At 54.6% G+C, this 25,551-nt stretch carries 26 protein-coding genes; 21 read left to right on the forward strand and 5 right to left on the reverse strand.

Annotation, left to right across the window (positions count from 1 at the left end):
- Positions 1-67: 67 nt before the first annotated feature.
- Positions 68-2,098 carry a protein-disulfide reductase DsbD family protein gene (locus ABD851_RS03230; protein ID WP_344975239.1) on the forward strand — a complete coding sequence of 677 codons (2,031 nt, stop codon included), beginning with the start codon at positions 68-70 and terminating at the stop codon, positions 2,096-2,098.
- 10 nt (positions 2,099-2,108) lie between these two features.
- Here ABD851_RS03230 and hisS read toward each other — a convergent pair whose 3' ends face one another.
- Positions 2,109-3,458, reverse strand: a complete 1,350-nt coding sequence (hisS, locus tag ABD851_RS03235) for a histidine--tRNA ligase (RefSeq protein WP_344975242.1) — start codon at positions 3,456-3,458, stop codon at positions 2,109-2,111.
- A gap of 123 nt (positions 3,459-3,581) precedes the next feature.
- Between hisS and ABD851_RS03240 the strand changes: the two genes are divergently transcribed.
- The gene (locus ABD851_RS03240) at positions 3,582-4,895 is read left to right on the forward strand and encodes a porin (protein ID WP_344975245.1); all 1,314 of its coding nucleotides are present in this window, start codon (positions 3,582-3,584) and stop codon (positions 4,893-4,895) included.
- Between the two features lie 28 nt (positions 4,896-4,923).
- Here the strand turns inward: ABD851_RS03240 and ABD851_RS03245 are convergent, their stop codons facing one another.
- Positions 4,924-5,394 (reverse strand): low molecular weight protein-tyrosine-phosphatase, encoded by a 471-nt coding sequence (locus ABD851_RS03245; RefSeq protein ID WP_344975249.1) that lies wholly within the window; start codon positions 5,392-5,394, stop codon positions 4,924-4,926.
- Between the two features lie 315 nt (positions 5,395-5,709).
- On the opposite strand from ABD851_RS03245, the gene ABD851_RS03250 reads away from it, so the two are divergent.
- The 19 genes from ABD851_RS03250 (at position 5,710) to ABD851_RS03340 (ending at position 24,292) form a co-directional block, all read left to right on the forward strand.
- The gene (locus ABD851_RS03250) at positions 5,710-5,937 is read left to right on the forward strand and encodes a hypothetical protein (RefSeq protein WP_344975252.1); all 228 of its coding nucleotides are present in this window, start codon (positions 5,710-5,712) and stop codon (positions 5,935-5,937) included.
- Positions 5,937-6,923 (forward strand): PstS family phosphate ABC transporter substrate-binding protein, encoded by a 987-nt coding sequence (locus ABD851_RS03255; RefSeq protein WP_344975255.1) that lies wholly within the window; start codon positions 5,937-5,939, stop codon positions 6,921-6,923. Before ABD851_RS03250 ends, ABD851_RS03255 begins: the two co-directional genes overlap by 1 nt.
- Before the next feature lie 78 nt (positions 6,924-7,001).
- Positions 7,002-8,774 carry a tetratricopeptide repeat protein gene (locus tag ABD851_RS03260; RefSeq protein ID WP_344975259.1) on the forward strand — a complete coding sequence of 591 codons (1,773 nt, stop codon included), beginning with the start codon at positions 7,002-7,004 and terminating at the stop codon, positions 8,772-8,774.
- 165 nt (positions 8,775-8,939) lie between these two features.
- The gene (locus ABD851_RS03265) at positions 8,940-9,338 is read left to right on the forward strand and encodes an NADH-quinone oxidoreductase subunit A (protein WP_344975262.1); all 399 of its coding nucleotides are present in this window, start codon (positions 8,940-8,942) and stop codon (positions 9,336-9,338) included.
- Between the two features lie 218 nt (positions 9,339-9,556).
- Entirely contained in the window at positions 9,557-10,120 is a 564-nt protein-coding gene (locus ABD851_RS03270; RefSeq protein ID WP_344975265.1) for an NADH-quinone oxidoreductase subunit B, read from the forward strand.
- 78 nt (positions 10,121-10,198) lie between these two features.
- Positions 10,199-10,699, forward strand: coding sequence for an NADH-quinone oxidoreductase subunit C (locus ABD851_RS03275; protein ID WP_344975268.1), 501 nt, complete (start codon positions 10,199-10,201; stop codon positions 10,697-10,699).
- Between the two features lie 85 nt (positions 10,700-10,784).
- On the forward strand, positions 10,785-12,014 hold the full coding sequence (locus tag ABD851_RS03280; protein WP_344975271.1) for an NADH-quinone oxidoreductase subunit D: 1,230 nt from the start codon (positions 10,785-10,787) through the stop codon (positions 12,012-12,014).
- Positions 12,015-12,106: 92 nt separating this feature from the next.
- The gene (locus ABD851_RS03285; RefSeq protein ID WP_344975274.1) at positions 12,107-12,604 is read left to right on the forward strand and encodes an NADH-quinone oxidoreductase subunit NuoE family protein; all 498 of its coding nucleotides are present in this window, start codon (positions 12,107-12,109) and stop codon (positions 12,602-12,604) included.
- Between the two features lie 4 nt (positions 12,605-12,608).
- Entirely contained in the window at positions 12,609-13,094 is a 486-nt protein-coding gene (locus ABD851_RS03290; RefSeq protein ID WP_344975277.1) for a copper resistance protein NlpE, read from the forward strand.
- Between the two features lie 45 nt (positions 13,095-13,139).
- A complete protein-coding gene (gene nuoF, locus ABD851_RS03295; protein WP_344975280.1) occupies positions 13,140-14,492 on the forward strand; it encodes an NADH-quinone oxidoreductase subunit NuoF in 1,353 nt (450 codons plus the stop codon).
- A 69-nt stretch (positions 14,493-14,561) separates the two neighbouring features.
- Positions 14,562-15,689 (forward strand): NADH-quinone oxidoreductase subunit G, encoded by a 1,128-nt coding sequence (locus tag ABD851_RS03300; RefSeq protein ID WP_344975283.1) that lies wholly within the window; start codon positions 14,562-14,564, stop codon positions 15,687-15,689.
- 32 nt (positions 15,690-15,721) lie between these two features.
- The gene (nuoH, locus tag ABD851_RS03305; RefSeq protein WP_344975286.1) at positions 15,722-16,762 is read left to right on the forward strand and encodes an NADH-quinone oxidoreductase subunit NuoH; all 1,041 of its coding nucleotides are present in this window, start codon (positions 15,722-15,724) and stop codon (positions 16,760-16,762) included.
- 41 nt (positions 16,763-16,803) lie between these two features.
- Positions 16,804-17,313 carry an NADH-quinone oxidoreductase subunit NuoI gene (gene nuoI / locus ABD851_RS03310; RefSeq protein ID WP_344975291.1) on the forward strand — a complete coding sequence of 170 codons (510 nt, stop codon included), beginning with the start codon at positions 16,804-16,806 and terminating at the stop codon, positions 17,311-17,313.
- Complete coding sequence (locus tag ABD851_RS03315; protein WP_344975295.1) at positions 17,310-17,804, forward strand: NADH-quinone oxidoreductase subunit J family protein; 495 nt, start codon at positions 17,310-17,312, stop codon at positions 17,802-17,804. The genes nuoI and ABD851_RS03315 overlap by 4 nt, the downstream gene beginning before the upstream one ends.
- A gap of 10 nt (positions 17,805-17,814) precedes the next feature.
- Positions 17,815-18,114 (forward strand): NADH-quinone oxidoreductase subunit NuoK, encoded by a 300-nt coding sequence (nuoK, locus tag ABD851_RS03320; RefSeq protein ID WP_344975298.1) that lies wholly within the window; start codon positions 17,815-17,817, stop codon positions 18,112-18,114.
- Between the two features lie 24 nt (positions 18,115-18,138).
- Positions 18,139-20,037, forward strand: a complete 1,899-nt coding sequence (gene nuoL, locus ABD851_RS03325; protein WP_344975301.1) for an NADH-quinone oxidoreductase subunit L — start codon at positions 18,139-18,141, stop codon at positions 20,035-20,037.
- A 29-nt stretch (positions 20,038-20,066) separates the two neighbouring features.
- Positions 20,067-21,509 (forward strand): complex I subunit 4 family protein, encoded by a 1,443-nt coding sequence (locus tag ABD851_RS03330; RefSeq protein ID WP_344975304.1) that lies wholly within the window; start codon positions 20,067-20,069, stop codon positions 21,507-21,509.
- 35 nt (positions 21,510-21,544) lie between these two features.
- Positions 21,545-22,930: an NADH-quinone oxidoreductase subunit N gene (locus ABD851_RS03335; RefSeq protein ID WP_344975307.1), complete on the forward strand. Its 1,386-nt coding sequence runs from the start codon at positions 21,545-21,547 to the stop codon at positions 22,928-22,930.
- A gap of 84 nt (positions 22,931-23,014) precedes the next feature.
- Complete coding sequence (locus ABD851_RS03340) at positions 23,015-24,292, forward strand: ABC transporter permease (RefSeq protein WP_344975310.1); 1,278 nt, start codon at positions 23,015-23,017, stop codon at positions 24,290-24,292.
- A 76-nt stretch (positions 24,293-24,368) separates the two neighbouring features.
- Here the strand turns inward: ABD851_RS03340 and rplI are convergent, their stop codons facing one another.
- Genes rplI through rpsF form a run of 3 tightly spaced genes read right to left on the reverse strand, consistent with a single transcriptional unit; the run spans position 24,369 to position 25,461 of the window.
- Entirely contained in the window at positions 24,369-24,815 is a 447-nt protein-coding gene (rplI, locus tag ABD851_RS03345; protein WP_344975313.1) for a 50S ribosomal protein L9, read from the reverse strand.
- A 28-nt stretch (positions 24,816-24,843) separates the two neighbouring features.
- Positions 24,844-25,107 (reverse strand): 30S ribosomal protein S18, encoded by a 264-nt coding sequence (gene rpsR / locus ABD851_RS03350; protein WP_344975316.1) that lies wholly within the window; start codon positions 25,105-25,107, stop codon positions 24,844-24,846.
- A 3-nt stretch (positions 25,108-25,110) separates the two neighbouring features.
- Positions 25,111-25,461 carry a 30S ribosomal protein S6 gene (gene rpsF, locus ABD851_RS03355; protein ID WP_344975319.1) on the reverse strand — a complete coding sequence of 117 codons (351 nt, stop codon included), beginning with the start codon at positions 25,459-25,461 and terminating at the stop codon, positions 25,111-25,113.
- Between the last annotated feature and the right edge of the window lie 90 nt (positions 25,462-25,551).

A 25,551-nucleotide genomic window follows, 5' to 3' on the forward strand; every position in this document is an offset into this window, starting at 1 on the left:
TCATGCGCGCTTACAGGCTAACCCCGGTTAGCCTGTAAGCGTATAAGGCCTAATCTATATACCCGACATGAAGAACAGGATAATGACCACCGCGGTTTTGCTGCTTGCTCCTTTTTTCCTGCATGCCCAGCTGCTGACCCCGGTAAAATGGACATTCAGCGCTCATAAAATGGCAGATAAAACCTACGAGCTGCACATGACCGCCCGTATCGACAAAGGCTGGCATGTATACGCCCAGCAGTCGGGACAAGGTCCTATCCCCGCTTCTTTCCGGTTCGAGGATACTTCCGGCATCCGCCGCGACGGCGCGGTACAGGAGAAAGGAGCGCTGATCGAAAAGCAGGATCCCGTTTTCGACTCCCGGCTCCGCTATTTTGAAAATGAGGTTGATTTTGTACAGCGTGTGACGGTCACCGCTCCGGATGCCCGGGTAAAGGGATCGCTCGAATACATGGCGTGTAACGATAAGGAATGCCTTCCGCCGAAAACCGTTCCCTTTTCCTTTGTCATGGCCGGCGGGGAGCTGACGGTGGCTTCTGCACCCGCCGCCGCACTCGGCGGAAGCAGGGCCGCGCCTCCGGCAGCGGCCGCTCCGGATACCACGGCGTCCAGTCCGGAGGGGATCCCTGAAGACGCCAGCCGGATATCCCTTTGGGCCATCTTCCTGCTGGGGCTGGGGGCGGGCTTTGCCGCGCTGATCATGCCCTGCATCTATGCGATGATACCCGTTACGGTCAGCTTTTTTACCAAGCGCAGCGAGACCCGGAAACAGGGTATCCGCAATGCTGTTTACTATTCCGCTTCGATCATCCTCATCTTCACCCTGCTGGGGTTCCTGGGAACGCTCATCTTCGGCCCACGTGCCATGAACCAGCTGTCCAGCAGCGCCGTTTTCAACATCTTTGTATTCGTGCTTTTCCTGATCTTCGGGATCTCTTTCCTGGGCGCTTTCGAGATCGTGCTGCCCGGTACCTGGACCGATAAGATCAATGCCCGTTCCGGTCTTGGCAGCTTTACCGGGATCTTTTTTATGGCCCTCACCCTGGTGGTGGTCTCTTTTTCCTGTACGGCTCCCTTTATCGGCAACCTGCTGGTATGGACCGCCCGGGGCGGCATACTGGGGCCCGTCATCGGCTTTTTCGGCTTTTCCCTGGCCCTGGCCGTTCCCTTTGCCTTGTTTGCCGTCTTCCCCGGTCTGCTGAACAGGCTGGCCAAGTCCGGCGGCTGGCTGAATACCGTGAAGGTATCGATGGGGTTTATAGAGCTGGCGCTGGCCCTGAAGTTTCTTTCCAGCGCCGACCTGGCTTATCACTGGCGGCTGCTGGACCGGGAGGTATACCTCAGCCTCTGGATCGTGATCTTCGGGCTGCTGGGGCTTTACCTGCTGGGTAAGCTGAAGCTGGCGCACGACAGCGACGTGCCTTATCTGACGGTAACCCGCCTGTTCTTTGCCATTGCCGCGCTTTCCTTTACGGTGTATATGATCCCCGGTCTCTGGGGGGCGCCCCTGAAAGGCATCAGCGCCTGGCTCCCCGAGATGAGAACCCAGGATTTTAATCTTTACGATATCCAGACCAGCGGCATATCGGGTACCGCACCCGCCTCTGCCTCCGGCATCCGGCCGAAACGCTATACCGATATCCTGCATTCGGAAATACCCGGAGTAGCAGCCTTTTTCGATTATGATGAAGCCATCACGGCGGCCAGGGCGGAGAAAAAACCGCTGATGATCGATTTTACCGGTCACAGCTGTGCCAACTGCCGGCGGATGGAGCGGGAGGTGCTGTCCGACCCCGAAGTGCGCCGTATGCTGCAAAATGATTTTGTGGTGGCCTCTCTCTATGTGGACGACCGGACCGCGCTGCCGGAAGAAGAGCGCTATATCTCCAAGCTGGATGGGGGAAAGATCGGTAACATGGGCGCCAAGAACCTCGATTTCGAAGCCATGCTGATCAACAGCAATGCCCAGCCCAACTACGTGTTCGTGGACCAGAACGGAAAAGTGTTGCTGAACGCCGGCGGGTATGATGCGGATATCGAACGCTTCAAGGGATTGCTGCGGTCGGCCCTGGAAAAATACAGGCAGGGAAATCCCTGAATCTTCTTGTTCAGAAGCTGCGGTTCGCCAGTTGTGCCTGCGGTATCTTCTCCTGGTGCCCCGTTTCCAGGTTTTTAAGGCTCACGGTGTTTTCCTGCAGCTCCTGCTCGCCGATGATCGCCACATGGGGTATACCCCGCTTGGCGGCATATTTCAGCTGTTTGTCCAGTTTCAGCGGATCGGGGAATATCTCAGCCGGGATATCGCGGTCCCGGAGCGCTTCCATCAGCGGGAAAGCTGTCTTTATGCTGTCGTCCCCGAGGTGCAGAAAAAGTATCCGGGTGGAGGCGGCGCCGGCTTCGGGGAAAAGCTGCAGGGCTTCCAGCACGTCGTAAATACGGTCTACCCCGAAGGAGATCCCTACTCCCGAAAGACCCGTCAGCCCGAAGAGCCCGGTAAGATCGTCGTAACGCCCGCCCCCGCCGATACTCCCGATCTTGACAGTGGCGGGAGCATTGGCCTCGATGATGATGCCCGTATAATAATTAAGGCCCCGGGCCAGGGTAGGGTCCAGTACCGGCACGGTATGCCGGGCGGCCAGGTCGGCATGCAGCACATAGCTCAGCTCCTCGATGCCCTTCAGTCCGGTTTCATGCCCGGCAAAAAGCTCCCGGAGCCGGTCCAGCTTCTCTTCATTGTTGCCCTGTATCGACAGGAAGCGTTCAATCACGGCGGTTTCCTGCCCGGAGAGACCCCGTTCCGCCAGTTCCTTTTTTACCCCCTCTGCTCCGATCTTGTCCAGCTTGTCGATGGCCACGGTGATGGCGGTCAGCTGCTCCGGCTTCCCGCAGCGGTCGGCCAGCGCGCTGAGTATCTTCCGGTTGTTGATCCGGAGGGTATAGCCCCGGAGGCCGAGGCGGTGAAAAACCTGGTCATAGACAGCGAGCAGCTCCACCTCATTCAGCAGCGAACTGCTGCCGACCACGTCCGCGTCGCACTGGTAAAACTCCCGGTACCGTCCTTTCTGGGGCCGGTCTGCCCGCCATACCGGCTGTATCTGGTACCGCTTGAAGGGAAAGGCCAGCTCATGCTGGTTCATGACCACATAGCGGGCAAAAGGGATCGTCAGGTCGTAACGCAATGCCTTTTCGCTAACCCTGCTTACCAGCTCCCTGCTGTTCCCGGCCTGCTGGGCGGCAGAAAAAATATCCCCGTTGTTGAGGATTTTGAACATGAGCTGATCCCCCTCTTCGCCGTATTTGCCGGTGAGGGTGGAAAGGTTTTCCATGGCCGGCGTTTCCAGCGGCTGAAAGCCGTACAGCTCAAAGGTGCGGCGGATGGTGCCGAGGATATGATTCCGTTTTCTTACTACGTCAGGTCCGAAGTCGCGTGTGCCTTTGGGTATGGTCGGTTTGTTCATGGTGCTTAAAGGGGGCAAAATTAGGGCAAATTTTTGTTTACCTGCCCGCGCCCGCCGGGGAAGGTCATGCCGCTCCGGATGGTAGGGATATTTCCGCTATTTTTGACCCTTATCCGAAAGCCTATGTCCCTCGCCCGGATTCTTTTGCTGTTGCTGCTTTGCCTGTCCTCTGCCCGCCTTTGCCGGGCGCAGTTCCTCATGGATGCGATCGATACCAGCAGCGCCGGAAAAGGGGCCTTGTACCTGCACAAGGGCAAGGACATGCTGCAGCTGAGCGGGTATTTTCAGCCCCAGTTTCAATGGTCCCAGTCAAAAGGCGCCAAAGGTTATGCCGGCGGGGATTTTCCGGAACGGGTGAACAACCGGTTCATGCTCCGCCGGGGCCGCCTGCGGATCGATTATGAGCGGTACAACCGGGATGATATGCCGGTGGTACAGCTGGCTTTCCAGTTTGACGGCACGGAACGCGGCGTGGCCATCCGGGATTTCTTCGGCCGCTTTTTTGAAAACAGATGGAGCCTGTTTTCGCTGACGACCGGCATGTTTGCCCGTCCCTTCGGATATGAGGTGAACCTTTCCTCCTCAGACCGGGAATCTCCCGAGCGGGGACGGATGTCCCAGATCCTGATGAAAACAGAACGAGACCTGGGGGCCATGATCACCTTTGAGCCCAGGCGGGCGGGTCAGCCGCTGCGCTTCCTGGAGGTGGATGCGGGCCTGTTCAACGGGCAGGGGCTGGCGGGGCCGGCAGACTTTGACAGCCACAAAGACTTTATCGGCCGGATCCGGGTAAAGCCGCAGCGCCTTGGCCGCGCCGGGTGGATGCTTTCCGGCGGCGTTTCCCTGCTGTACGGTGGAATGGAACAGTTTACCCCCGTCATTTACCGGACGGTGCCGGGCAAGCCGGTTTTCCGGAAGGATTCCTCCGTTTCCAATACGGGACGGATCGCCCCGAGGCATTATTACGGGGCCGACCTGCAGCTGAAAATCCCTAACCGCAGCGGCGCTACCCTGCTCAGGGCGGAGTATATCCGGGGGATACAGACGGGCACGGCGCTGAGCAGCGAAACCCCGCCGGTGATCCCGGAAGATGATGCCGGCCGCTACAGCCCCCTGTATATCCGCCGCTTTGACGGTGCCTATTTTTATCTTTTACAAAACCTCGGCAGCGAAAAACACCAGCTGGGCCTCAAATACGACTGGTATGACCCCAATATCCGGGTAAAGGGCCGGGAAGTGGGAGCGGCATCCGGCTATACCGGGGAGGCCGATATGCGCTTTGACACCTTCGGAGGCGGTTATATCTATTATGTGAACGAGCACCTGAAGCTGACCTTGTGGTACGACCGGGTGTTGAACGAGCCTACGTCGGTATCGGGGCTGGGAAAAGACCTTGCCGATGACGTGTTTACCTGCCGGCTGCAATACCGGTTTTAGCCGCAGCAGGATCAGGCAAGTCGGGGATTCAGCTGCCGGCAGCCTGGACGTACGAAGCCACCATCTTGCTGCAGGCACTGTCCAGCAAGGTATATACGGAATGGAAATCGGGTTCGGTGCCATACCAGGGGTCCGGTACGGAACGGTTTTCACCGGGATAAAGCAGGTTCAGCAGCAGGTCCACCTTTTGCATATCCATCTCCTGCCGGCCGATAGCCTGCATCTCCTCACATACGTCGGTGGCCATGGCATAGATCTTATCAAAATATCCGAAGTCCGATTTGGTCATCCTACGGGCCCTTAAGCCCGAAATATCGATACCGTGAAGTCGGGCTACCTTCCGGGCCAGCGGATGAGGCGCTTCCCCGACATGATAACTTTCGGTGCCGGCGCTGTCGATCTCCCAGTCCAGCCCTGCAATGCGGACTTTTTCCCGCAGAATGCCTTCCGCCATCGGGGAGCGGCAGATGTTCCCCAGGCAGACCATCAGTATTTTCATAGGCGCAAATAAAGGATAAAGATAATTGAAAACCCCTGACCTCCTAAAGGGAAAATGGAGGCGAAGGGTAGAAGGTGGAGGATGAAAGGCGAAAGGTAAAAGGTGAAAGGCAAGTGACAAGACAATAAAAGAATAAACGGAGGAAGGGAAGCGGGGTGGAAGGACGGGAGGCTGATTTTTCCTAAAGAAATGTTAAAAAAAGGCAGTTCCGGCTCCGGGGTATGGAAAAGCGCGTTCCCCGCATCTGTCCAGTAGTTCAAATAATAATTTCCGGGTTAAAAATATTTTTTTTGTATACTTGCTGACGGACATACCATGAATATTGACGAGCGAAACAAGAGAACAGGAGCCTACGTAAAATTCCGGACTTTATTTGATTACGTGATGGGGCTGCTCTATCTGCTGGGAGGCCTGGCCGTATTGTTTGCCAAAAAGCTGGGATTCGATATGGGATTGTCCTCCGTCATCATGTGGTGCCTGGGAGCCCTGCTGGTGATTTACGGTTTGTTCCGGCTGTTCCGTGGCTGGAAAAAGATATTTTGATGCAAAGATCATCGTTGCCCGCAGGGCATGCGTTATTTTTTATGAGAAGCGGTGTAAAAAAATATATTGCTGGATGTCTGGCCCTGCTGGCCCTGGGTTGTCATTCCAATTCGGGCACGCAACGGGACACGCAGACTTCCGGAACGGTGCACATCAGCGTAGATGAGTCCTATAAGCCGCTGATCGACTCGGAGATCAGCGTATTTGAAACCCTTCACCCGGATGCCCATATTATCGTGGATTACAAGCCGGAAGCCGAATGTTTCAAAGACCTGATCAACGACAGCGCCAAGCTGGTCATCGTAACACGGGACCTGAACAGCACGGAGAAAAAATATTTCCAGGACAACAAAACGCATATTACCGCCAAAATACTGGCCTGGGATGCCGTGGCCCTGATTGTGAACCCGGCCAACCGGGATACCACGATGACGATGGACGAGGTGAGGGCGCTGATGGGCGGGCAGACCGGCAACCGATACGAGCTGGTCTTTGACCATCAGAATTCAAGCCTCGTACGGTATGCGATCGACTCCATCAACCGGGGTAAGCCCCTGCCGTCCAATACCAAGGCAGCCAATGGCTGCGCCGAGGTGGTGGACTATGTGGCCGGACATGAAAATGCGGTAGGGGTGATCGGTGTAAGCTGGATATCCAACCCCTATGATTCCACGGGACTCAGCTTCCTGAACAAGATCCGGGTGGTAGGCCTGATGAGTGATTCCACCCTGCAGGTGCAGCGGCAGAATCCCGGCTTCGACCCGGCTACCTCTTCGTATTATTTCAAGCCATTTCAGGCGTATATCGCCCTGAAGAGCTATCCCCTCACGCGGGCATTTTATTTCGTGCTCCGGGAACCTTATTTCGGATTGGGCACGGGTTTTGCGAACTTCCTGGGAGGCAATCAGGGGCAGCTGATCATCGGTCAGCACCGCCTGTTCCCCGCCCGCCTTAATATTGTATTTCGAGACGCAACTATACATTAAACAAAACCAATTAAAAAACGAATAAAAACGAAACCGATGAAAAAAAGGATGTGCTTGACAGCTGTTTTATTGTTATGCATGGCACAAGTGATTTTTGCGCAGTCATTGGATGATGCGAAGAAAAATCTTTACTACCAGAAGTATACAACCGCCAAACAGCAATTGCAGCAAATGGCTTCTTCAAAACCCCAGGCCGAAACCTATTATTACCTGGGCCTGGCCGATATGGGAATGGCGGACTACAAGGCCGCAAAAGCGGATTTTGATAAGGGATTGCAGACAGATGGCTCCTCTGCCCTGAATATGGTAGGAGAAGGCGCCATCGCCATTCACGACAAGCAGTACGACGCCGCAAAGCAGCAGTTCCAGAAAGCATTTGATGCTACAAAAGGACGGGATTTCGACGTAGTGCGCGCTATCCTGAAGGCTACCGCCCAGGACCCCGCCATGGACGAACAGTTTGCGCTGGGTCTGCTGAAGCAGTTCCAGGACGATAAGAAAAACCGGAAATATGACTATAAGCCGGAAGATTACGTCGCCATCGGCGATGTATATGCCAACACGCCCAGCGGTGGCGGACAGGCGGTGACCAATTATGAAAATGCCGTGACCGCCGACCAGAACTACGCCGGCGCTTATTATGCTACCGGTAACCTGTGGGATCGCGCCCGGCAGGACAGCCTGGCCCGTATGAACTGGGAAAAATCCGTAGCCGTGGATGCCAATTACGGCCCCGGCTTCTACGCCTTGTTTGCCTACTACCGGGACCAGATCTACCAAACCCTCAACCGGGAGGATGCGCAAAAAGCAGAAGAATATCTCAATAAATACATGGCCCTGACCGATGACAAGGTGAATTCCCAGATCAACCTGGTGGATATCCAGTTTATGCAGGGTAAGTTCAGCGACGCTGTATCCCAGGCGCAGGGTCTGATGGACAAGCTGACCAACGAGGAGACCAAAACCCGGCTGTACAAGCTGATGGCCCTCAGCCAGCTTAAGATGGGCGATTCCACCGCCGCCAAACAGAGCATGGATACCTACTTCCAGCGTCAGGATACCAGCAAGGTGCTCGGCTTTGACTACCAGCTGTATTCCGACATCCTCTTCAAGCTGAACGATCAGGAGAAGGGGAACGAATATCTCCAGAAAGCCGTGGACCGCGATACCAGCAGCGATCTGAGCTATATCCGCCAGCAGGCCGAAACACTGCGTAACAAGAACAACTGGAAAGGCGCCGCCCTCTGGTATAAGAAAGCCATTGACGTGAACAAGGGCGCCCCCAGCTCGTTTGACTACTTCTACTATGCCTACAGCAAATATGTGGCCCAGGATTACCCGGCTGCTGAAGCTGCCTTTGGCGAGATGACAAAGAAAATGCCGGAACAGACCTCGGGCTACTATTATCTGGGGCTGTCCCAGGCCGCCCAGGATACGGCCTATACGGGCAAGCCGATCGAGGCCTTCAATACCTACCTGGAAAAGGTCAAGACGGATACCGCAGCGCAGAAAAGCGACAAAACCTCGCAGCTGCGTAAGATATATACCTACTTCGGCGCCTATTATGTAAACAAGGGCGACTATCCGAAGGCCGCCGAGTACGCGGACAAGCTGCTGGCCGAAGTGGATCCCAAGAGCCCTGAAGCCCAGTCTATCCTGTACAACATCGCCGCTTACTATACCAAGCAGAAGGACCGGGATAATGCCATGACCTATATCAATAAGATGCAGTCCGTCGACCCGAACAGCGAAGGCGCGAAGACGCTGGCGGATTACTGGAAACAGATGGATGAGTACCAGAAGAAAATGCAGGATTATAACAAGAAGAAAGCCGCCGCAGGCGGACAATAAGGCCGCAAGCCGCCTTTTTATAAGTCATTTCGTTTTTGACAAATGCCTTCCCCCGGGAAGGCATTTGTCGTTACCGGGCCCTGAAATAGCCCTCATTTAGTTTGTATTTTCTACAACTTAGCGTATTTTTGCGCGTCTAAAATGACTTGAGGAGGTTAAAAAGTCATGTCTTTTCATCTATACCTGCTGGATACAGCATCCAATGCGCCGGTAAACTATTTACCCATTGCATTACAGCTGATTATAGCCGTTTTGTTCGTGGGCGCCGTAATGGCGGCCACCCACCTGCTGGGCCCCAAGCGGAAAACCGCCGATAAGCTGGAAAATTTCGAATGCGGCATCGAGCAGCTCGGAAATGCGCGCCGGCCGGTTGCCGTCAAGTATTTTCTCACCGCCATCCTGTTTGTATTGTTCGACGTGGAAGTTATCTTCTTTTATCCCTATGCGGTAAATTTCCGCTCGCTGGGATGGGGGGGATTCACGGCCATGCTGATGTTTATCGGCTTCTTCCTGTGCGGGTTCTTTTATATCCTGAAGCGTGGCGTGCTGAAATGGCAGGACTGACGGAGGGCAAAAACAATTGCCCGGTATGGCCCCGCCGGGGGAACATACCTCCTGGTAATTTGTTATTATCGGTAGAAGCCGAGCATGATAATAGCTATTGCGTAAGGACATGTTAATATGCAAGGTTCCATCTGGCCGTTAAAAAGCGGACAACAGCAGATGACAATGTTTTATCATCCGGTCCGGCAGACGGCGGGCCGATAACTGATTAAGTGATCATGGGACGTCCGGTTCGGTTCAATACAAAGATAAAAACGGTCGAAATGCCCGAGGGCTACTCGGGGCAGGGTTTTTTTGCCACTTCTTTTGATAAGGTGATCGGCATGGCGCGAAAAAATTCCATCTGGCCGCTGCCTTTTGCCACTTCCTGCTGCGGCATCGAGTTTATGGCCACCATGGGAGCGCATTACGACCTGGCCAGGTTTGGTGCGGAACGGCTGGGTTTCACCCCCCGGCAGTGCGACCTGCTGATGGTAATGGGTACCATCGCCAAGAAGATGGGGCCCGTGCTGCGGGAAGTTTATCTGCAGATGGCCGAACCCCGATGGGTACTGGCCGTCGGCGCCTGTGCCTCAAGCGGAGGCATTTTTGACTCTTATTCCGTATTGCAGGGCATCGATCAGATCATTCCGGTGGATGTATATGTTCCCGGCTGCCCCCCCAGACCCGAAGCCATCCTGGATGGCATCATCAAGGTGCAGGAGCTGATCGGCCAGGAAAGCCTCCGCAGGAGGCATTCCGAACGGTATAAGGAATTGCTGAACAGTTACGGCATTGCCTGATACGGCAGACTGCAGACACAGATAAGTATTGCTCATTATTATAAAACAGCACACCGCCGCAGCAGGCGGTTCCGGGATATGGCCCTTACCTATGACGACATACAACAACGCCTGACGGAAAAGTTCGGAGCAGAGCTGACGGATTTTGAAATGCCTTATGAGATGCTCACCTTTACAGCTCCGAAGACGCTCAACCTGAAGGTGTTGCAGTTTTTGTACGACGACCTGAATTTCCAGTTCCTCACCGACCTGACCGGCGTGCATTATCCGGACCGGAAAGGCGCGGAGCTGGCGGTGGTATATCATCTTCATAACCTGGTAGACAATATCCGTCTCCGTATGAAGGTGTTTACCGATATCCAGGATCCGAAAGTCTATACCGCTACGGCATTGTTCGCCACCGCCAACTGGATGGAAAGGGAAACGTATGACTTTTTCGGAATAGAATTTACGGGACATCCCAACCTCACGCGTATCCTGAACGTTCCCGAGATGGACTATTTCCCCATGCGTAAGGAATATCCCCTGGAGGACCAGACCCGGATCGACAAGGATGATGAAATGTTCGGACGGGGATGAGCGGACCGGATCATAGTACGGATGTTTATCCCTGTTTTTCGGAACGCGGGAATTTTTATTTCCCGGCGTATTAAGTGCAGGAACCATGACGGAACAACAGACCAGAGAACGGCATATCAGGCTCCAGGAGGACTCCCTCCAGAAGGAGACGAGCACCCTCAACCTCGGACCTACCCACCCCGCCACCCACGGCGTATTCCAGAATATCCTGGAAATGGACGGAGAGCGGGTGATGAGCGCGGAATCCACGGTAGGATATATCCACCGCGCCTTTGAGAAAATTGCCGAACGCCGGCCCTTTTATCAGGTTACCCCCCTTACCGACCGGCTGAACTACTGTTCATCCCCTATCAACAATATGGGATGGCATCTTACGGTAGAAAAGCTACTTGGCGTGAAAACGCCCAAGCGGGTGGACTATATGCGGGTGATCATCATGGAGCTGGCGCGCATTGCCGATCACCTGATCTGTAATTCTGTAGTGGGCGTAGACTCCGGCGCTTTTTCCGGTTTTCTCTACGTCATGCAGTACCGGGAGCTGATCTATGAGATCTATGAAGAGATATGCGGTTCCCGCCTGACCACCAATATCGGCCGGGTCGGCGGGTTTGAACGTAACTTTAACGATACCGTATTCCGGAAGCTGGATAAGTTTCTCGACGAATATCCTGCAGTGCTGAAAGAGTTTGAAAACCTCTTCAACCGTAACCGGATCTTTATCGACCGCACCGTGGGCGTGGGCGCCATCAGTGCCGAACGGGCGCTCAACTACGGATTTACCGGTCCTAACCTGCGTGCCGCCGGCGTGGATTACGACGTACGGGTGGCCAGTCCGTATTCATCTTATCAGGATTTTGACTTCCAGGTACCGGTAGGCAGCACGGGCGACAGCTACGACCGTTTTCTGGTACGAAACGAAGAGATGTGGCAGAGCATGGATATTATACGGCAGGCCCTCCGGAAAATGGAGAGCGAGCCTGCGGATGTTTACCATGCCGACGCGCCTGAATACTATCTGCCGCCTAAAGCCGACGTATATACGAAGATGGAGGCGCTCATCTGGCATTTCAAGATCATCATGGGTGAGGTGGACGCTCCGCCCGGCGAGGTATATCATTCGGTGGAAGGCGCCAACGGAGAGCTGGGCTTTTACCTGATCAGCGACGGCGGACGCAGCGCGTACCGGCTGCATTTCCGCAGACCCTGCTTTATCTATTACCAGGCGTATCCCGAGCTGATCCAGGGCGGATTGCTGAGCGATGCGATCATCTGCATGAGCAGCCTGAACCTCATTGCGGGAGAGCTGGACGCGTAAGAATGGGTGTGTACGGAAGACCGGAAACAGAAAATCAGATAACCGGCCGCCGGTATCAGGAGCACCGTTAACCAATATAGGAATAAACTGAAATGGAATTTTCACCCGAAAGGCTGAGCAAGGCAAAGGAGATCATTGCCCGTTATCCGGAAGGCAGGCAGAAAAGCGCCGTCATCCCCCTGTTGCACCTGGCGCAGGAGGAGAACAACGGATGGCTCAATGTGGAATGGATGGATTATGTCGCGGGCCTGCTGCAGCTCCGGAATATAGAGGTCTATGAAGTAGCTACCTTCTACAGCATGTTCAACCTGAAGCCGGTGGGCAGATATGTCTTTGAAGTGTGCCAGACCGGCCCCTGTATGCTGAACGGCTCTGATAATATCATCGCTTATATCAAAAAGCGTTTGTCCATCGGCGTGGGAGAAACCACTCCGGACGGTTTATTTACCCTGAAAACGGTGGAATGTCTCGGCGCCTGCGGATATGCCCCCATGATGCAGCTGGGAAAGCATTTCAGGGAGCATCTTACTCCGGAGCGGGTGGATGCGATTATTGAAGAATGCCGGAAAAATGCCGGCGTGCTGAATTAAAACTATGATGCGGACAGCCTTTTTATGGATAATACCGGTGATGCTGACGACGGCCTGCAGCCATAGCGATACGGGCGGCGACCAGGCGGCAGCTGATTCGGTAAAGCTGGATGCAGATAGTCTGATATCCGCAGCAGTAGGGGAGGCCGCCGATGATTTTGACAGCTACAGCGGGGTGCTGCCCTGCGCAGACTGCGACGGGGTGGAAACCACGGTAAACCTGTACCCGGATGCTACCTATGAAGTGCATATCCTCTATTACGGAAGAGCTTCCAAGGGGCCGGGCAGCAACGAGTTTTCGGAAAAAGGCAGCTGGACCCGCTCCGGCGATACGATCGTGCTGAAGGGATTAAAAAACGCGCCCGGGAAATACCTCTTGTCGGATTCTTCCCTGATCCAGCTGGATCAGGCGGGTCGGAAAGTGGAAGGTCCCCTGGCCGGAAAATATGTATTGAAGCAGATATTCAGTACTCCGGTACAACAGCCGTAAACGCCTGTGCCGGCACTCATTTAAAACCCTGTAAAGGGCAGACTTATGGGCAGAAAATTATTATTGGATAAAGCGCATATCGAAGGCATCCGGTATTACGATACCTACCGGCAGCACGGCGGCTATGCGGCGGCGGAGAAGGCGCTGAAGCTGGCGCCCGGGGACGTGGTGGAAGAAGTAAAAAAGAGCGGCCTGCGCGGACGCGGGGGAGCCGGCTTTCCGACGGGAATGAAGTGGAGCTTTCTGGCCAAGCCGGAAGGTGTGCCCCGCTACCTGGTCTGCAATGCCGATGAATCCGAGCCGGGTACCTTCAAGGACCGCTACCTGATGGAGTTTATCCCCCACCTGCTCATCGAGGGGCTGTTGATCTCCAGCTACGCGCTGGGATCGAACCGTACTTATATCTATATCCGCGGCGAATATGCCTGGATACCCGATATCCTGGAACAGGCCATCGGAGAGGCCCGGCAGCACGGCTGGCTTGGGAAGAATATCCAGGGCACCGGTTTTGATCTTGAAATATATGTTCACCGCGGGGCAGGCGCCTATATCTGCGGTGAGGAAACCGCGCTGATCGAATCACTGGAAGGCAAACGGGGGAATCCCCGCATCAAGCCTCCTTTCCCGGCGGTAAAGGGCGTATGGGACTGTCCCACGGTGGTCAACAATGTGGAAACGCTGGCCGCGGTGGTGCCCATCATCAACATCGGCGGGGAGGAATATGCCAAGATCGGTACGGGCAAGTCCGCCGGTACCAAGCTGATCTCCGCCTGCGGAAATATCAACAAGCCGGGGGTATATGAGATCGAAATGAACCTGACGGTAGAGGAGTTTATCTTCTCCGACGAATACTGCGGAGGTATAGCGGGAGGCAAGAAGCTGAAAGCCTGTATTCCCGGCGGCTCTTCGGTCCCCATCCTGCCGGCCAACCTCCTGCTGAAGACCGCAAAGGGAGAACCGCGTCTGATGACCTACGAGAGCCTGGGCGACGGCGGCTTTGTCACCGGCTCGGCCATGGGGTCGGGCGGGTTTATCGTATTTGACGAAGACCAGTGCGTGGTCCGCCATACCCTCACGCTGGCGCGTTTTTATCATCACGAAAGCTGCGGTCAGTGCAGCCCCTGCCGGGAAGGAACGGGATGGATGGAAAAAGTGCTGCACAACATTGAATACGGCAAGGGCAAGATGAGCGATATTGATCTGCTCTGGGATATCCAGCAAAAGATCGACGGCCGCACCATATGCCCGCTGGGGGATGCCGCTGCATGGCCGGTCGCTGCTGCGATCCGCCATTTCCGGGATGAGTTTGAATGGCATATCCTGCATCCCGAAGAAGCGCAGCAGCGCAACTACGGACTGGCCCATTATGCCGATCCGCTGGAGGTAACCGCCTCCTGAGCAGCCTGCCGTCGGGAGCCAAAGGCTTTGCCGACGGACAGAACCATTGGCGAAAAAACAAGCTGAGCAATGAGCGAAGAACAGAAATTTAAAGTCACCATAGACGACATCACCATCGAGGTGGCGCCGGGCACTACCGTGCTGCAGGCCGCGCGTATGATCGGCGGCGATGTGGTTCCCCCCGCCATGTGCTATTATTCCAAGCTGGAAGGCAGCGGCGGAAAATGCCGCACCTGCCTGGTGGAAGTGGCGCAGGGCTCCGCCAAGGATCCCCGCCCCATGCCCAAGCTGCAGGCCAGCTGCCGTACCACGGTAATGGACGGCATGGTGGTAAAAAACATCACGAGCGAAAAGGTGCTGGAAGCCCGTAAGGGAGTCGTGGAGTTCCTGCTGATCAACCACCCGCTGGATTGCCCCGTCTGCGATCAGGCCGGGGAATGCGATCTGCAGAACCTTTCCTATGAGCACGGTGCCGATGCTACCCGCTATGAATTCGGCAGGCGTACCTTCCCGGTGATCGACATCGGGGATAAGGTAAAGCTGCACATGAACCGCTGTATCCTCTGCTACCGCTGCGTATATGTTGCCCAGCAGCTGACAGACGGAAGGGTGCACGGCATTCTCGGACGGGGCGATCATTCGGAGATCAGCACCTACATCCACCAGGCAATTGACAACGATTTCAGCGGAAACGTCATCGATGTCTGTCCGGTAGGAGCGCTTACCGACAAAACATTCCGGTTCAAGAACCGCGTCTGGTTCCTGAAGCCTATGGATGCGCACCGCGATTGTCCGAAATGTTCCGGTAAGACGGTGCTCTGGATGCGCGGCGACGAGATATTCCGCGTTACGGCGCGCAAAGACCAGTACGGAGAAGTGGAGTCGTTTATCTGCAATGAATGCCGCTATGATAAAAAAGAGGCAAAGGATTGGGTGATCGAGGGGCCGCGGCACATCAATCGCGACAGCGTGATTTCGCAGGGTCACTACGAAAAGACGGTGATGCCCCGCGAGACCGTTTCCCGCGTGATGAAAGGGCGTAAGCCAAAGCTGCTGATGGATATTCACAGCGTCAGCGCGGTGAACCGGCCCGATATTGAGCTGTCTGCCATTCCCGGCCCGGCCAGCTCGGACGTGTTCAACCAGGGACCCCGGCAGCTGGAGAAAGGCGGAAAGCCGGAAGAAGAAAGCAAGTGACTTATCGCAATACCAGGTTATAGCCAAAGCATATGCTGTTACAGATCGAAACATTTTTGCTGGTTGAGAAACTGATACTGATCGCCGTTATCCTCGGCATATCGCTGTTTATAGCGATGTACTCCACCTATGCCGAAAGAAAAGTGGCCGGCTTTATACAGGACCGGCGTGGTCCGAACCGGGCAGGACCTTTTGGTATCCTGCAGCCCCTGGCCGACGGGGGAAAGCTGTTCTTTAAGGAAGAGATCATCCCTGCCAACTCCAACCGCTTTCTCTTTGTGCTGGGACCTTCCATTGCCATGCTCACCGCCTGTATGACCAGCGCGGTCATCCCCTGGGGCGACAGCCTGACCATCGCCGGGCATACCATCCCCCTGCAGGTGGCCGATGTGAATATAGGCGTGCTGTTTATCTTTGGCGTGGTCAGTCTCGGCGTTTACGGCATCATGATCGGCGCCTGGGCTTCCAATAATAAGTTTTCATTGCTGGGCGCCATACGGGCGGCCTCCCAGATCATCTCCTATGAGCTGGCCATGGGGCTTTCGCTGATCGCCCTGCTGATGCTTTCCGGATCGCTCAGCCTGCGCGATATCGTGGAGCAGCAACGCCAGGGAGTATGGTATGTGGTGTATCAACCCCTTGGTTTTCTCATCTTCCTGGTATGCGCCTTTGCGGAATGCAACCGTACCCCTTTTGACCTGGCGGAATGCGAGTCGGAGCTGGTGGGCGGTTTTCATACCGAATACTCCTCCATGAAGCTGGGCTTTTATCTTTTTTCCGAATATATCAACATGTTCATCAGCTCGGCGGTGATGGCCACCCTCTATTTTGGCGGCTACAGCTTTCCGGGCATGGACAGCCTGCATGTGTCTCCCAACCTGCTGGGTATACTGGGGATCGTGGCCTTGTTTATAAAAATCGTACTGTTCCTGTTTTTCTTTATGTGGGTGAGATGGACCATACCCCGGTTCCGCTACGACCAGCTGATGAACCTCGGCTGGAAGGTGCTGATACCGCTGGCGCTGGTGAACCTGCTGATCACGGGAGGAATAGTGCTTTATCTGCAACAGTAAAAATAATTCCCGCAAAGGGAAATAATAGAAAGGAGTCAGCTATGCAAGCATTGACAAACCGGGCGAAAGCAGTGAACCGCCGTCCCATGACCTTTTGGGAGCGGCTGTATCTGCCTGCTATTGTCCGCGGCCTGGGGATCACGTTAAAACACTTCTTTAAAAAGAAGGCTACCGTCAATTACCCCGAGCAAAAACGTCCCTTCAGTCCGGTATTCCGCGGCCTGCACATCCTGAACCGGGACGAGGAAGGACGTGAGCGCTGCACGGCCTGCGGATTGTGCGCAGTTGCCTGTCCCGCGGAGGCCATTACCATGGAAGCCGCCGAGCGGCAACCCGGAGAAGAGCATCTGTACCGGGAAGAAAAGTATGCCGCCAGATATGAGATCAATATGCTGCGCTGCATCTTTTGCGGTTTTTGCGAAGAGGCCTGCCCCAAGGATGCCATCTACCTCACCGAAACCTTTGCCCCCTCCAATTATAAACGTAAGGGATTTATTTACGGAAAAGACGACCTGCTGATCCCCTTCCCCGAAAAAGCACCCGAAGCATGAGCATACAGGAGATTTTATTCTGGGTTCTGACCGTTATCGCGCTGTGTTCCGCGATCAGCGTGGTGGCGGCAAAAAACCCGGTGTACAGCGTGTTGTCGCTGATCGTTACCTTCTTTGCCATCGCCGGGCATTATGTTCTGCTGAACGCGCAGTTCCTGGCCGTGGTGCATATCATTGTTTATGCCGGGGCCATCATGGTGCTGTTTCTTTTTGTGATCATGCTGATGAACCTGAATGCCGAGATAGAACCCCAGAAGCGCAGCCTGGTCAAGTTTGCCGGCGCCATTTCGGGGGGGCTGCTGCTGGTAGTGCTGGTGGCGGCGCTGAAGCAATCGGCCAGCACCGCGGTGCTGCAGGGGCATTCGGATATCGGTCTGATACAGAACCTCGGCCGGTCGCTGTTCAGCGATTTTGTGGTTCCCTTTGAAGTAAGCAGTATTTTATTCCTGAGCGCCATGATCGGCGCCATCGTAATCGGGAAAAAGCAATAAACAAGATTATATGCCGGTACAATATTACATCTGGTTGGCAGTGGCTTTGTTCTGCATCGGGGTGACGGGCGTGCTGATGCGCCGGAATGCCATTATTATCTTTATGTGCATAGAGCTGATGCTGAACGCGGTGAACCTTCTGCTGGTGGCTTTTTCGAAGCTGCATCACGATGCTGCCGCACAGCTGTTCGTTTTTTTCATCATGGTGGTGGCTGCTGCGGAAGTGTCTGTAGGCCTGGCCATTATTGTGATGACTTACCGCCATACGCATGCGGTGGATATCAATATCCTGAACCGGTTGAAACACTAAAAAAAGAAACATAGCACTATAATTATGATCAATCTTGTTTGGCTGGTTCCCTGCTTTCCCCTGCTTGGCTTTCTGTTGAATGGCGTCGGAAGACGGGTTTTCCCGAAGGGGGTTACGGGTATAATCGGCTGCCTGACGGTACTGGCTTCCTTCCTGATCTCCTGCGGTATCTTCAACGCCGTACGCGCCGACGGATTCACTGCTCAGACGGTACATCTCTTCGATTTTATTTCTGCCGGTTCCCTGCATCTTCCCTTTGATTTTTATGTGGACCAGCTGACCAGCCTTTTCCTGCTGATCATTACCGGGGTGGGTTTTCTGATCCACCTGTATTCCACGGCATACATGCATGAAGAAAGCGGGGAGGGGTTTGCCCGCTATTTTGCCTACCTCAACCTTTTTGTGTTCTCCATGCTGCTGCTGGTGCTGGGCGCCAACTATGTGATCATGTTCATCGGCTGGGAGGGTGTAGGGCTCTGCTCTTACCTGTTGATCGGCTTCTGGTTTAAAAACGCAGACTTTACCAAGGCGGCCAACAAGGCCTTTATCATGAACCGCATCGGGGACCTTGGTTTCCTGATCGCCCTGTTCTGGATGCTGCAGCAGTTCGGGACCCTCACCTTTACGGAAGTGTTTCCCAAGGCGGCGGGGCTGGGTATGCATGCGACTGTGCTGACGGGCATTACGTTGCTGTTGTTTGTGGGGGCTGCCGGCAAATCTGCGCAGATACCGCTTTATACCTGGCTGCCCGACGCTATGGCCGGTCCTACCCCGGTATCCGCCCTGATCCATGCCGCTACCATGGTAACGGCCGGGGTGTATATGATCGCCCGCAGCAACGTGTTGTACACGCTGGCGCCCGCTACGCAATGGGTGGTGGCGGTGGTGGGCGTGCTGACGGCTGTGTTTGCCGCCTCCATTGCCCTGAAGCAGAACGATATCAAAAAAGTGCTGGCTTACTCCACGGTAAGTCAGCTTGGTTATATGTTCCTGGGTCTTGGCGTAGGGGCTTACACAGGCGCCGTCTTTCATGTGATGACGCATGCCTTTTTCAAGGCCCTGCTGTTCCTCGGCGCCGGCTCGGTTATCCATGCCATGGGCGGAGAGCAGGATATGCGGAAGATGGGCGGCCTGAGAGGCCCCATGAAGATCACCTATATCACCTTCCTGATCGCCTGTCTTGCCATTGCGGGCATCCCGCCGCTGTCCGGCTTCTTTTCCAAGGATGAGATCCTGGGGCAGGCTTTTGCGGCAAGTCCACTGCTGTATGTTGTGGGGCTGGCCGGCGCGCTGATGACGGCCTTTTATATGTTCCGCGCCCTGGCGATGACCTTTCACGGAACATTCCGGGGCACCGAAGCGCAGCGGCATCATCTGCATGAAAGTCCCCCCGCTATGACGCTGCCGCTGATCGTACTGGCCCTGCTGGCCATTGCAGGCGGATGGGTGGGTATCCCGGAAGTGCTGGGCGGCCATCACGGGCTGTCTGCCTTCCTGGCGCCTGTATTTGCACCCTCGCAACCCTTTATAGTGCGGCATGAAGCGGCGCACCGGACCGAACTGTTGCTGATGGCCATAGCTACCGCCCTGGTGATCATTATGATACTGTGGGCGTTGAGGCTGTTCAACAGATATAAAGACGACGGGAAGCCGTTCTCCGGCTTTGCCCGTGTGCTGGCGGATAAATGGTATGTGGACGAGCTGTATGATGCGGCGGTGGGGCGGCCCCTGAAAAGCATTTCGGGAATGCTGGACCGCGTCGTGGAAAAAGCAGGCATCGACGGTTTGGTAAACGGCGTAGGCAGGAGCGTTCGCTGGGGAAGCCGGCAGGTACGGATGATACAGACCGGACAGGTGGGCTTTTACATCTTTGCCATGGTGGTGGGGATGGTAATATTACTGGTAGTCGGAATCTTTTTGTGAGATCAATAATGATGAGCAGACTGTAAGCTATGTTGACTTTTTTACTGATACTTATCCCCCTGCTGGGCGGCCTGATCACCTTCGGACTGAAGGGTAACGGCGCAAGAATCTGGTCCCTGGCGACCGCTCTGGTAACGCTGGCCCTGGCGGCTACGGCAGGGGTGGCTTTCCGGCAGGATCCTTCCGGCCTGGGACTGGATGTTTCCTGGATCCGGCAGCTGGGCAGCCGCTTCAGCATCGGCCTGGACGGCATGGGTATGATGCTGGTGCTGCTGACCGCGGTGACCTATGTCGTTATCTTTCTGGCCGCGCTGCGGCACGATTATGAAAGGCCTCATCATTTTTACGGTCTTATGCTGCTTACGCAGGCAGGCCTTATGGGGGTATTTACCGCCTATGATGCCCTGCTGTTTTATGTATGCTGGGAGCTGGTGCTGATCCCGGTTTATTTTCTCTGTTCCATTTGGGGCGGGCCAAGGCGTATAGCCGTTACCTTTAAATTTTTCGTATATACCTTTTTTGGTTCCCTGCTGATGCTGGTAGGTATCATCTATCTTTATTTCCAGACGCCGGGTACCCATAGCTTCTCCTGGGAAGCCTTTACCCATCTGCAGCTGGGAGCAGGGGAGCAGCAATGGCTGTTCTGGCTGTTCTTTGTCGCTTTTGCCATCAAGATGCCGGTATTCCCGTTTCATACCTGGCAGCCGGATACCTATGAGCAGGCGCCTACCCCTGTTACGATGGTGCTTTCCGCGATCATGGTGAAGATGGGGCTTTTCGGCATCATCCGCTGGGTATTGCCGGTATTGCCGCAAGGCGTGGCCCATTGGTCGCACCTGGTGATCCTGCTTTCAGTGATCGGGATCGTATATGCTTCCTGCATTGCCATCGTACAAACAGATCTGAAACGTCTTTTTGCCTATTCGTCCATCGCCCATATGGGTCTGATGTGCGCTGCCGTGTTTTCGGGATCGGAGGTGGGCATGCAGGGGGTGCTGGTGCAGATGTTTAACCACGGCATTATCATCACCGGTCTCTGGGTGGTGGTGGAAATGCTGGAGCAGCGCCTGGGCACCAAAGCCATCGGGGATATGGGCGGTATCGCGCTGAAAGCGCCGCGTATAGCCATTGCCTTTATGATCATCTGCCTGGGCAATGTAGCCCTTCCCCTCACCAGCGGCTTTGTCGGGGAATTCATGATGTTCAGCGGCCTGTATCATTATAACGGATGGATGATGGCGGTCGCCGGCCTGGCGATCATACTCGGCGCCGTTTATATCCTGAGGATGCTGCAGCGGGTGATCTTCGGGGATGCCAACAGCCTGACGGAGAAGATAAAGGATATAAAGACCCACGAATGGCTGGCCGTTGCCGTGGTGATCGGCCTGATATTATTTCTGGGCATATATCCGAAACCGTTGCTTGAGCTGGTTGGCCATACCACGCAAACGTTATGGGCCCTGCGGGGATAAGGCAGGAAGATATAAAAAGTTTTATTTAAGAACCTATGAACGCATTAGTATTTACGGCGGTATTCGGAATTGTCATGATGCTGTCCGGTTTGTTTATAAAGAACAAATCCGTTATCAGCTCTCTGGCTGTTGCGGGTATAGCGGTGGCTTTTGTGCTGAATCTGCTGGACTTCGCCTGCTACGGAACCGAAGCGACGGACCTGTATAACCATATGTTGTCGGTCAACCGCTTCAGCATCCTGTTCAATGCCGTAGCCCTGGGATGCACCCTGGTTTATTTCCTGCTTTCGGGAAGAGCCTTTGCGGCAGTGGGGGAGTATGTGGGAGAGTATTTCGGGCTCATCTTTTTCATCCTTTGCGGGGTAACTCTGACCTCCTCGTATGGCAACCTGCTGATGTTGTTCCTGGCCATAGAGATCATTTCCATTCCTCAGTACATCCTGGCGGGGAGCGATAAGCGCAACCTGAAAAGCAGCGAAGCCTCCCTGAAATATTTCCTGATGGGGTCTTTTTCCACGGGCGTGCTGTTGCTGGGGATTGCCTTCATCTACGGCGCCGCAGGCAGCTTTGATATCCGTCAGCTGAACCTGGCGGAAAACGGGAACATCCTGTCGCTGACAGGGGTTATCCTCATCGCTTTTGCCCTGGCGTTCAAGGTATCCGCCGCCCCCTTTCATTTCTGGACGCCCGATGTGTATGACGGAGCGCCCACCGTGTTTACCTCTTTTATCTCCACGGTGGTAAAGGCGGCAGGTTTCGTGGCCTTTATCCGCCTGTTCCACATTTCTTTCAGCGCCGCCCCCGTTTCCGCACATTGGATTACGGTGCTGTCGGTGATTACCGCGGCCACCCTGGTGATCGGGAATGTGACGGCCGTGTTCCAGCAAAGCGTGAAGCGGATGCTGGCATATTCCAGCATCGCGCAGGCCGGCTTTATGCTTTTTGCGGTCATCGCTTTCAATGACCTGGCCTGGCAGGGTATCCTGCTGTATGCCGCCGCCTACAGTCTCGCTACCATCGGCTGCTTTGCCGTATTGTTGAAGCTGAAGGACTATACCTATGACGGATACAACGGCCTGGCCCGGCAGCAGCCGCTGCTGGCCCTGCTGACCGCCGTTTTCCTTTTTTCTCTCGTGGGCATTCCGGCTACGGCAGGGTTCCTGGCCAAGTATTTTATGCTGTCTGCCGCCGTACAGAGCGGGGGGCTGCTGTGGCTGGTCATCTTAGCGGTATGCTGCGCCGCCATCAGCGCTTTTTATTATTTCCGGGTCATCTGGGCCATGTATTTCAAACCGGCCAACGAAGGGGAGACCGCTATGGCTCAGGAAGCAACCCCGGGCTTTAAGGGAATGCTGCTGCTGACCGCCCTGCTGGTGATCGCCCTGGGCGTATTTCCCGGTCTGATCCTCAACTGGCTGTAGCGGGGTTCCTTCCTGTGTGATAAAGTATTATCATGCCCGGTTTCGTCCGCAATCTTTTTTGCAGTAATTTTATGCTTACTGCCTATGCTCATCAAGGACGTCTTATACCTGGCTTTCCGCTCCGTAAAGGGGAACCGTCTCCGTACCGGCCTTACGGTGGCCATTATTGCTTTCGGCATCATGGCCCTGGTAGGCATTTTTACCGCTATCGAAAGCATCCGTTCCAGCATTTACAGCAATTTTGCCAGTATGGGCGCCAACGGGTTCAATATCCGGAACTGGGAGATGAACGTACGGTTTGGGAATGAAAAAGCCACCAAGGAAAATAAAAACGACCGGAAAAAGGTAAAAACCTCCCGGCGGAACAATACCATCACTTACCAGGATGCCCTTGCCTTTAAGGAGCGCTATCATTTCCCCGGGGCCATCACAAGCATATCCGTGCGGTCTGCCGGCGCCGTCACCGTATTTCACGGCGAAAAAAAGACCAACCCCAACGTACAGGTAATGGGCGGCGATGAGAATTACCTGAAGCTGTCCGGGTACGACCTCACCCTGGGGCGTAACTTTAACGAGTCGGATGTAAGCTCGGGGAGCAATGTAGCGGTGATCGGGCAGGATGTAGCCAAGAAGCTTTTCGGGGACAACATGAAAGGGGTGGAAAACGGCACCGTACGGTTGGGAACGGTACGCTACCGGGTGATCGGCGTGCTGAAATCCAAGGGAAGCAGCAACCTTTTTAATGCGGATAATATTATCATCACCTCGGTAAATAATGTACGAAGAGTGTTTGATATCCCCTATGCCTCCTTCCAGATCGGCGTTATGGTGGACAAGGTGCAGAACATGGAGGCGGCCCAGGGGGAGGCTACGGGCCTGTTCCGGACGGTCCGTAAGCTGCACTTCAACGAAGAGAACAACTTTTACATCAGCAAAAGCGACAGCCTGGCGGAAATGCTGATGGGGAGCCTGAGCAAGGTAAAGCTGGCGGCGCTGTTTATCGGCTTTATCACCCTGTTTGGCTCGGCCATCGGGCTGATGAATATCATGCTGGTATCGGTAGCGGAACGCACCCGGGAGATCGGTGTTTCCAAGGCCATCGGGGCCAAAGCGGCCACCATCCGCCGTCAGTTTGTATACGAAGCCATCCTGATCAGCCTGATGGGCGGGGCGCTGGGCATCCTGCTGGGTATTATGGTCGGCAATGTGGTGTCCCTGCTGATGAAGTCCGGCTTTGTCATACCCTGGCTGATGATCATAACGGGCATTGTGATCTGCAGTATCGTAGGACTGGCCTCGGGGATCTATCCTGCCATAAAGGCTTCCCGGCTCGATCCCATCGTAGCTTTGCGGTACGAATAAAAAAACAACCCCTGCCGTTGGGTGAAAAGCCCGGCAGGGGTTGAAGAAGTTACGGGAATAACCGTGTGGTGCTTTCTTATTCGGCCACCACTTCGAAATCGAGGGTCACTTCCTGGCCGTTTCCGAAATCGATCCGGGACTTGTAGGATCCCAGCTCTTTCACCTCATCCAGGATATGAATGCGGCGCCGGTCTATTTCGTAGCCTTTCTGTTCGCGAATGGCCTGTCCGATCTGCAGCGGGGTGACGCTTCCGAATATTTTTCCGGTAGTGCCGGTCTTGGCGCCGATCTTCAGGGGAGTAGCCAGCAGCACTTCCTTTACGCGGGCGATCTCGGCCAGCATTTTGTCTTCCTTCGCCTTGCGTACTTTCTGCTTTTCTTCCAGCTGTTTCAGGTTGGAAGGGCTGGCTTCCACCGCCAGCTTCCGCGGGATCAGGTAGTTACGGGCGTAACCGTTCTTTACGGTCACCAGCTCATTGGACCCGCCCAGGTTTTCGACGTCTTGTATGAGAATAACTTGCATGGTTCGTGTTTTTTGTTGCCCCGGAGGCTTATTTTAAAAGGTCGGCAACATAAGGCAGCAATGCCATCTGGCGGGCCTTTTTTATCGCTTCTGCCACTTTGCGCTGGTATTTCAGCGAATTGCCGGTGATGCGGCGGGGCAACAGCTTACCCTGCTCGTTCAGGAATTTCTTCAGGAACTCGGCATCTTTGTAATCGATGTACTTGATACCCAGCTTTTTGAAGCGGCAATATTTCTTCTGACGCTTTTCGATGCGGTTGGCGGTCAGGTATTTGATCTCTTGTTTGGCCATAGTTTATGCTTCTGCTGGTTTGGGTTGAGCGTCCGTACCAGTCCGTTTCCGGGTATTGTATGCCGTGGCATACTTGTCCAGACGGGTGATCATGTAACGCAGTACGGTTTCATCGCGATTCAGCTGAATCTTCAGCTTTTCATTGAGGTCGGTTGGCGCCTGATATTCCAGCACCCAGTACAAACCCGTGGTTTTCTTCTGGATGGGATACGCCAGTGATCTTAATCCCCAGGGATTACTGTGCACGGTAGTTCCGCCGTTTTCGGTAACCAGATCGGCGAATTTTTTCTGAGCCGCGGTATAATCTTCCTCAGAAAGCACAGGGGTAAAGATCACCATCAATTCATAATCCATAGTCGTTTACCCTGTTTTGGTTTTAGAATAAAGAAAAAATTTTTTGGACTGCAAAGGTAGGGAAATTTTGGATTTAAAATTAAAAATCCG

Origin of the sequence: Compostibacter hankyongensis, from assembly GCF_039541075.1 — a bacterium.
GTDB classification, from domain to species: domain Bacteria; phylum Bacteroidota; class Bacteroidia; order Chitinophagales; family Chitinophagaceae; genus Compostibacter; species Compostibacter hankyongensis.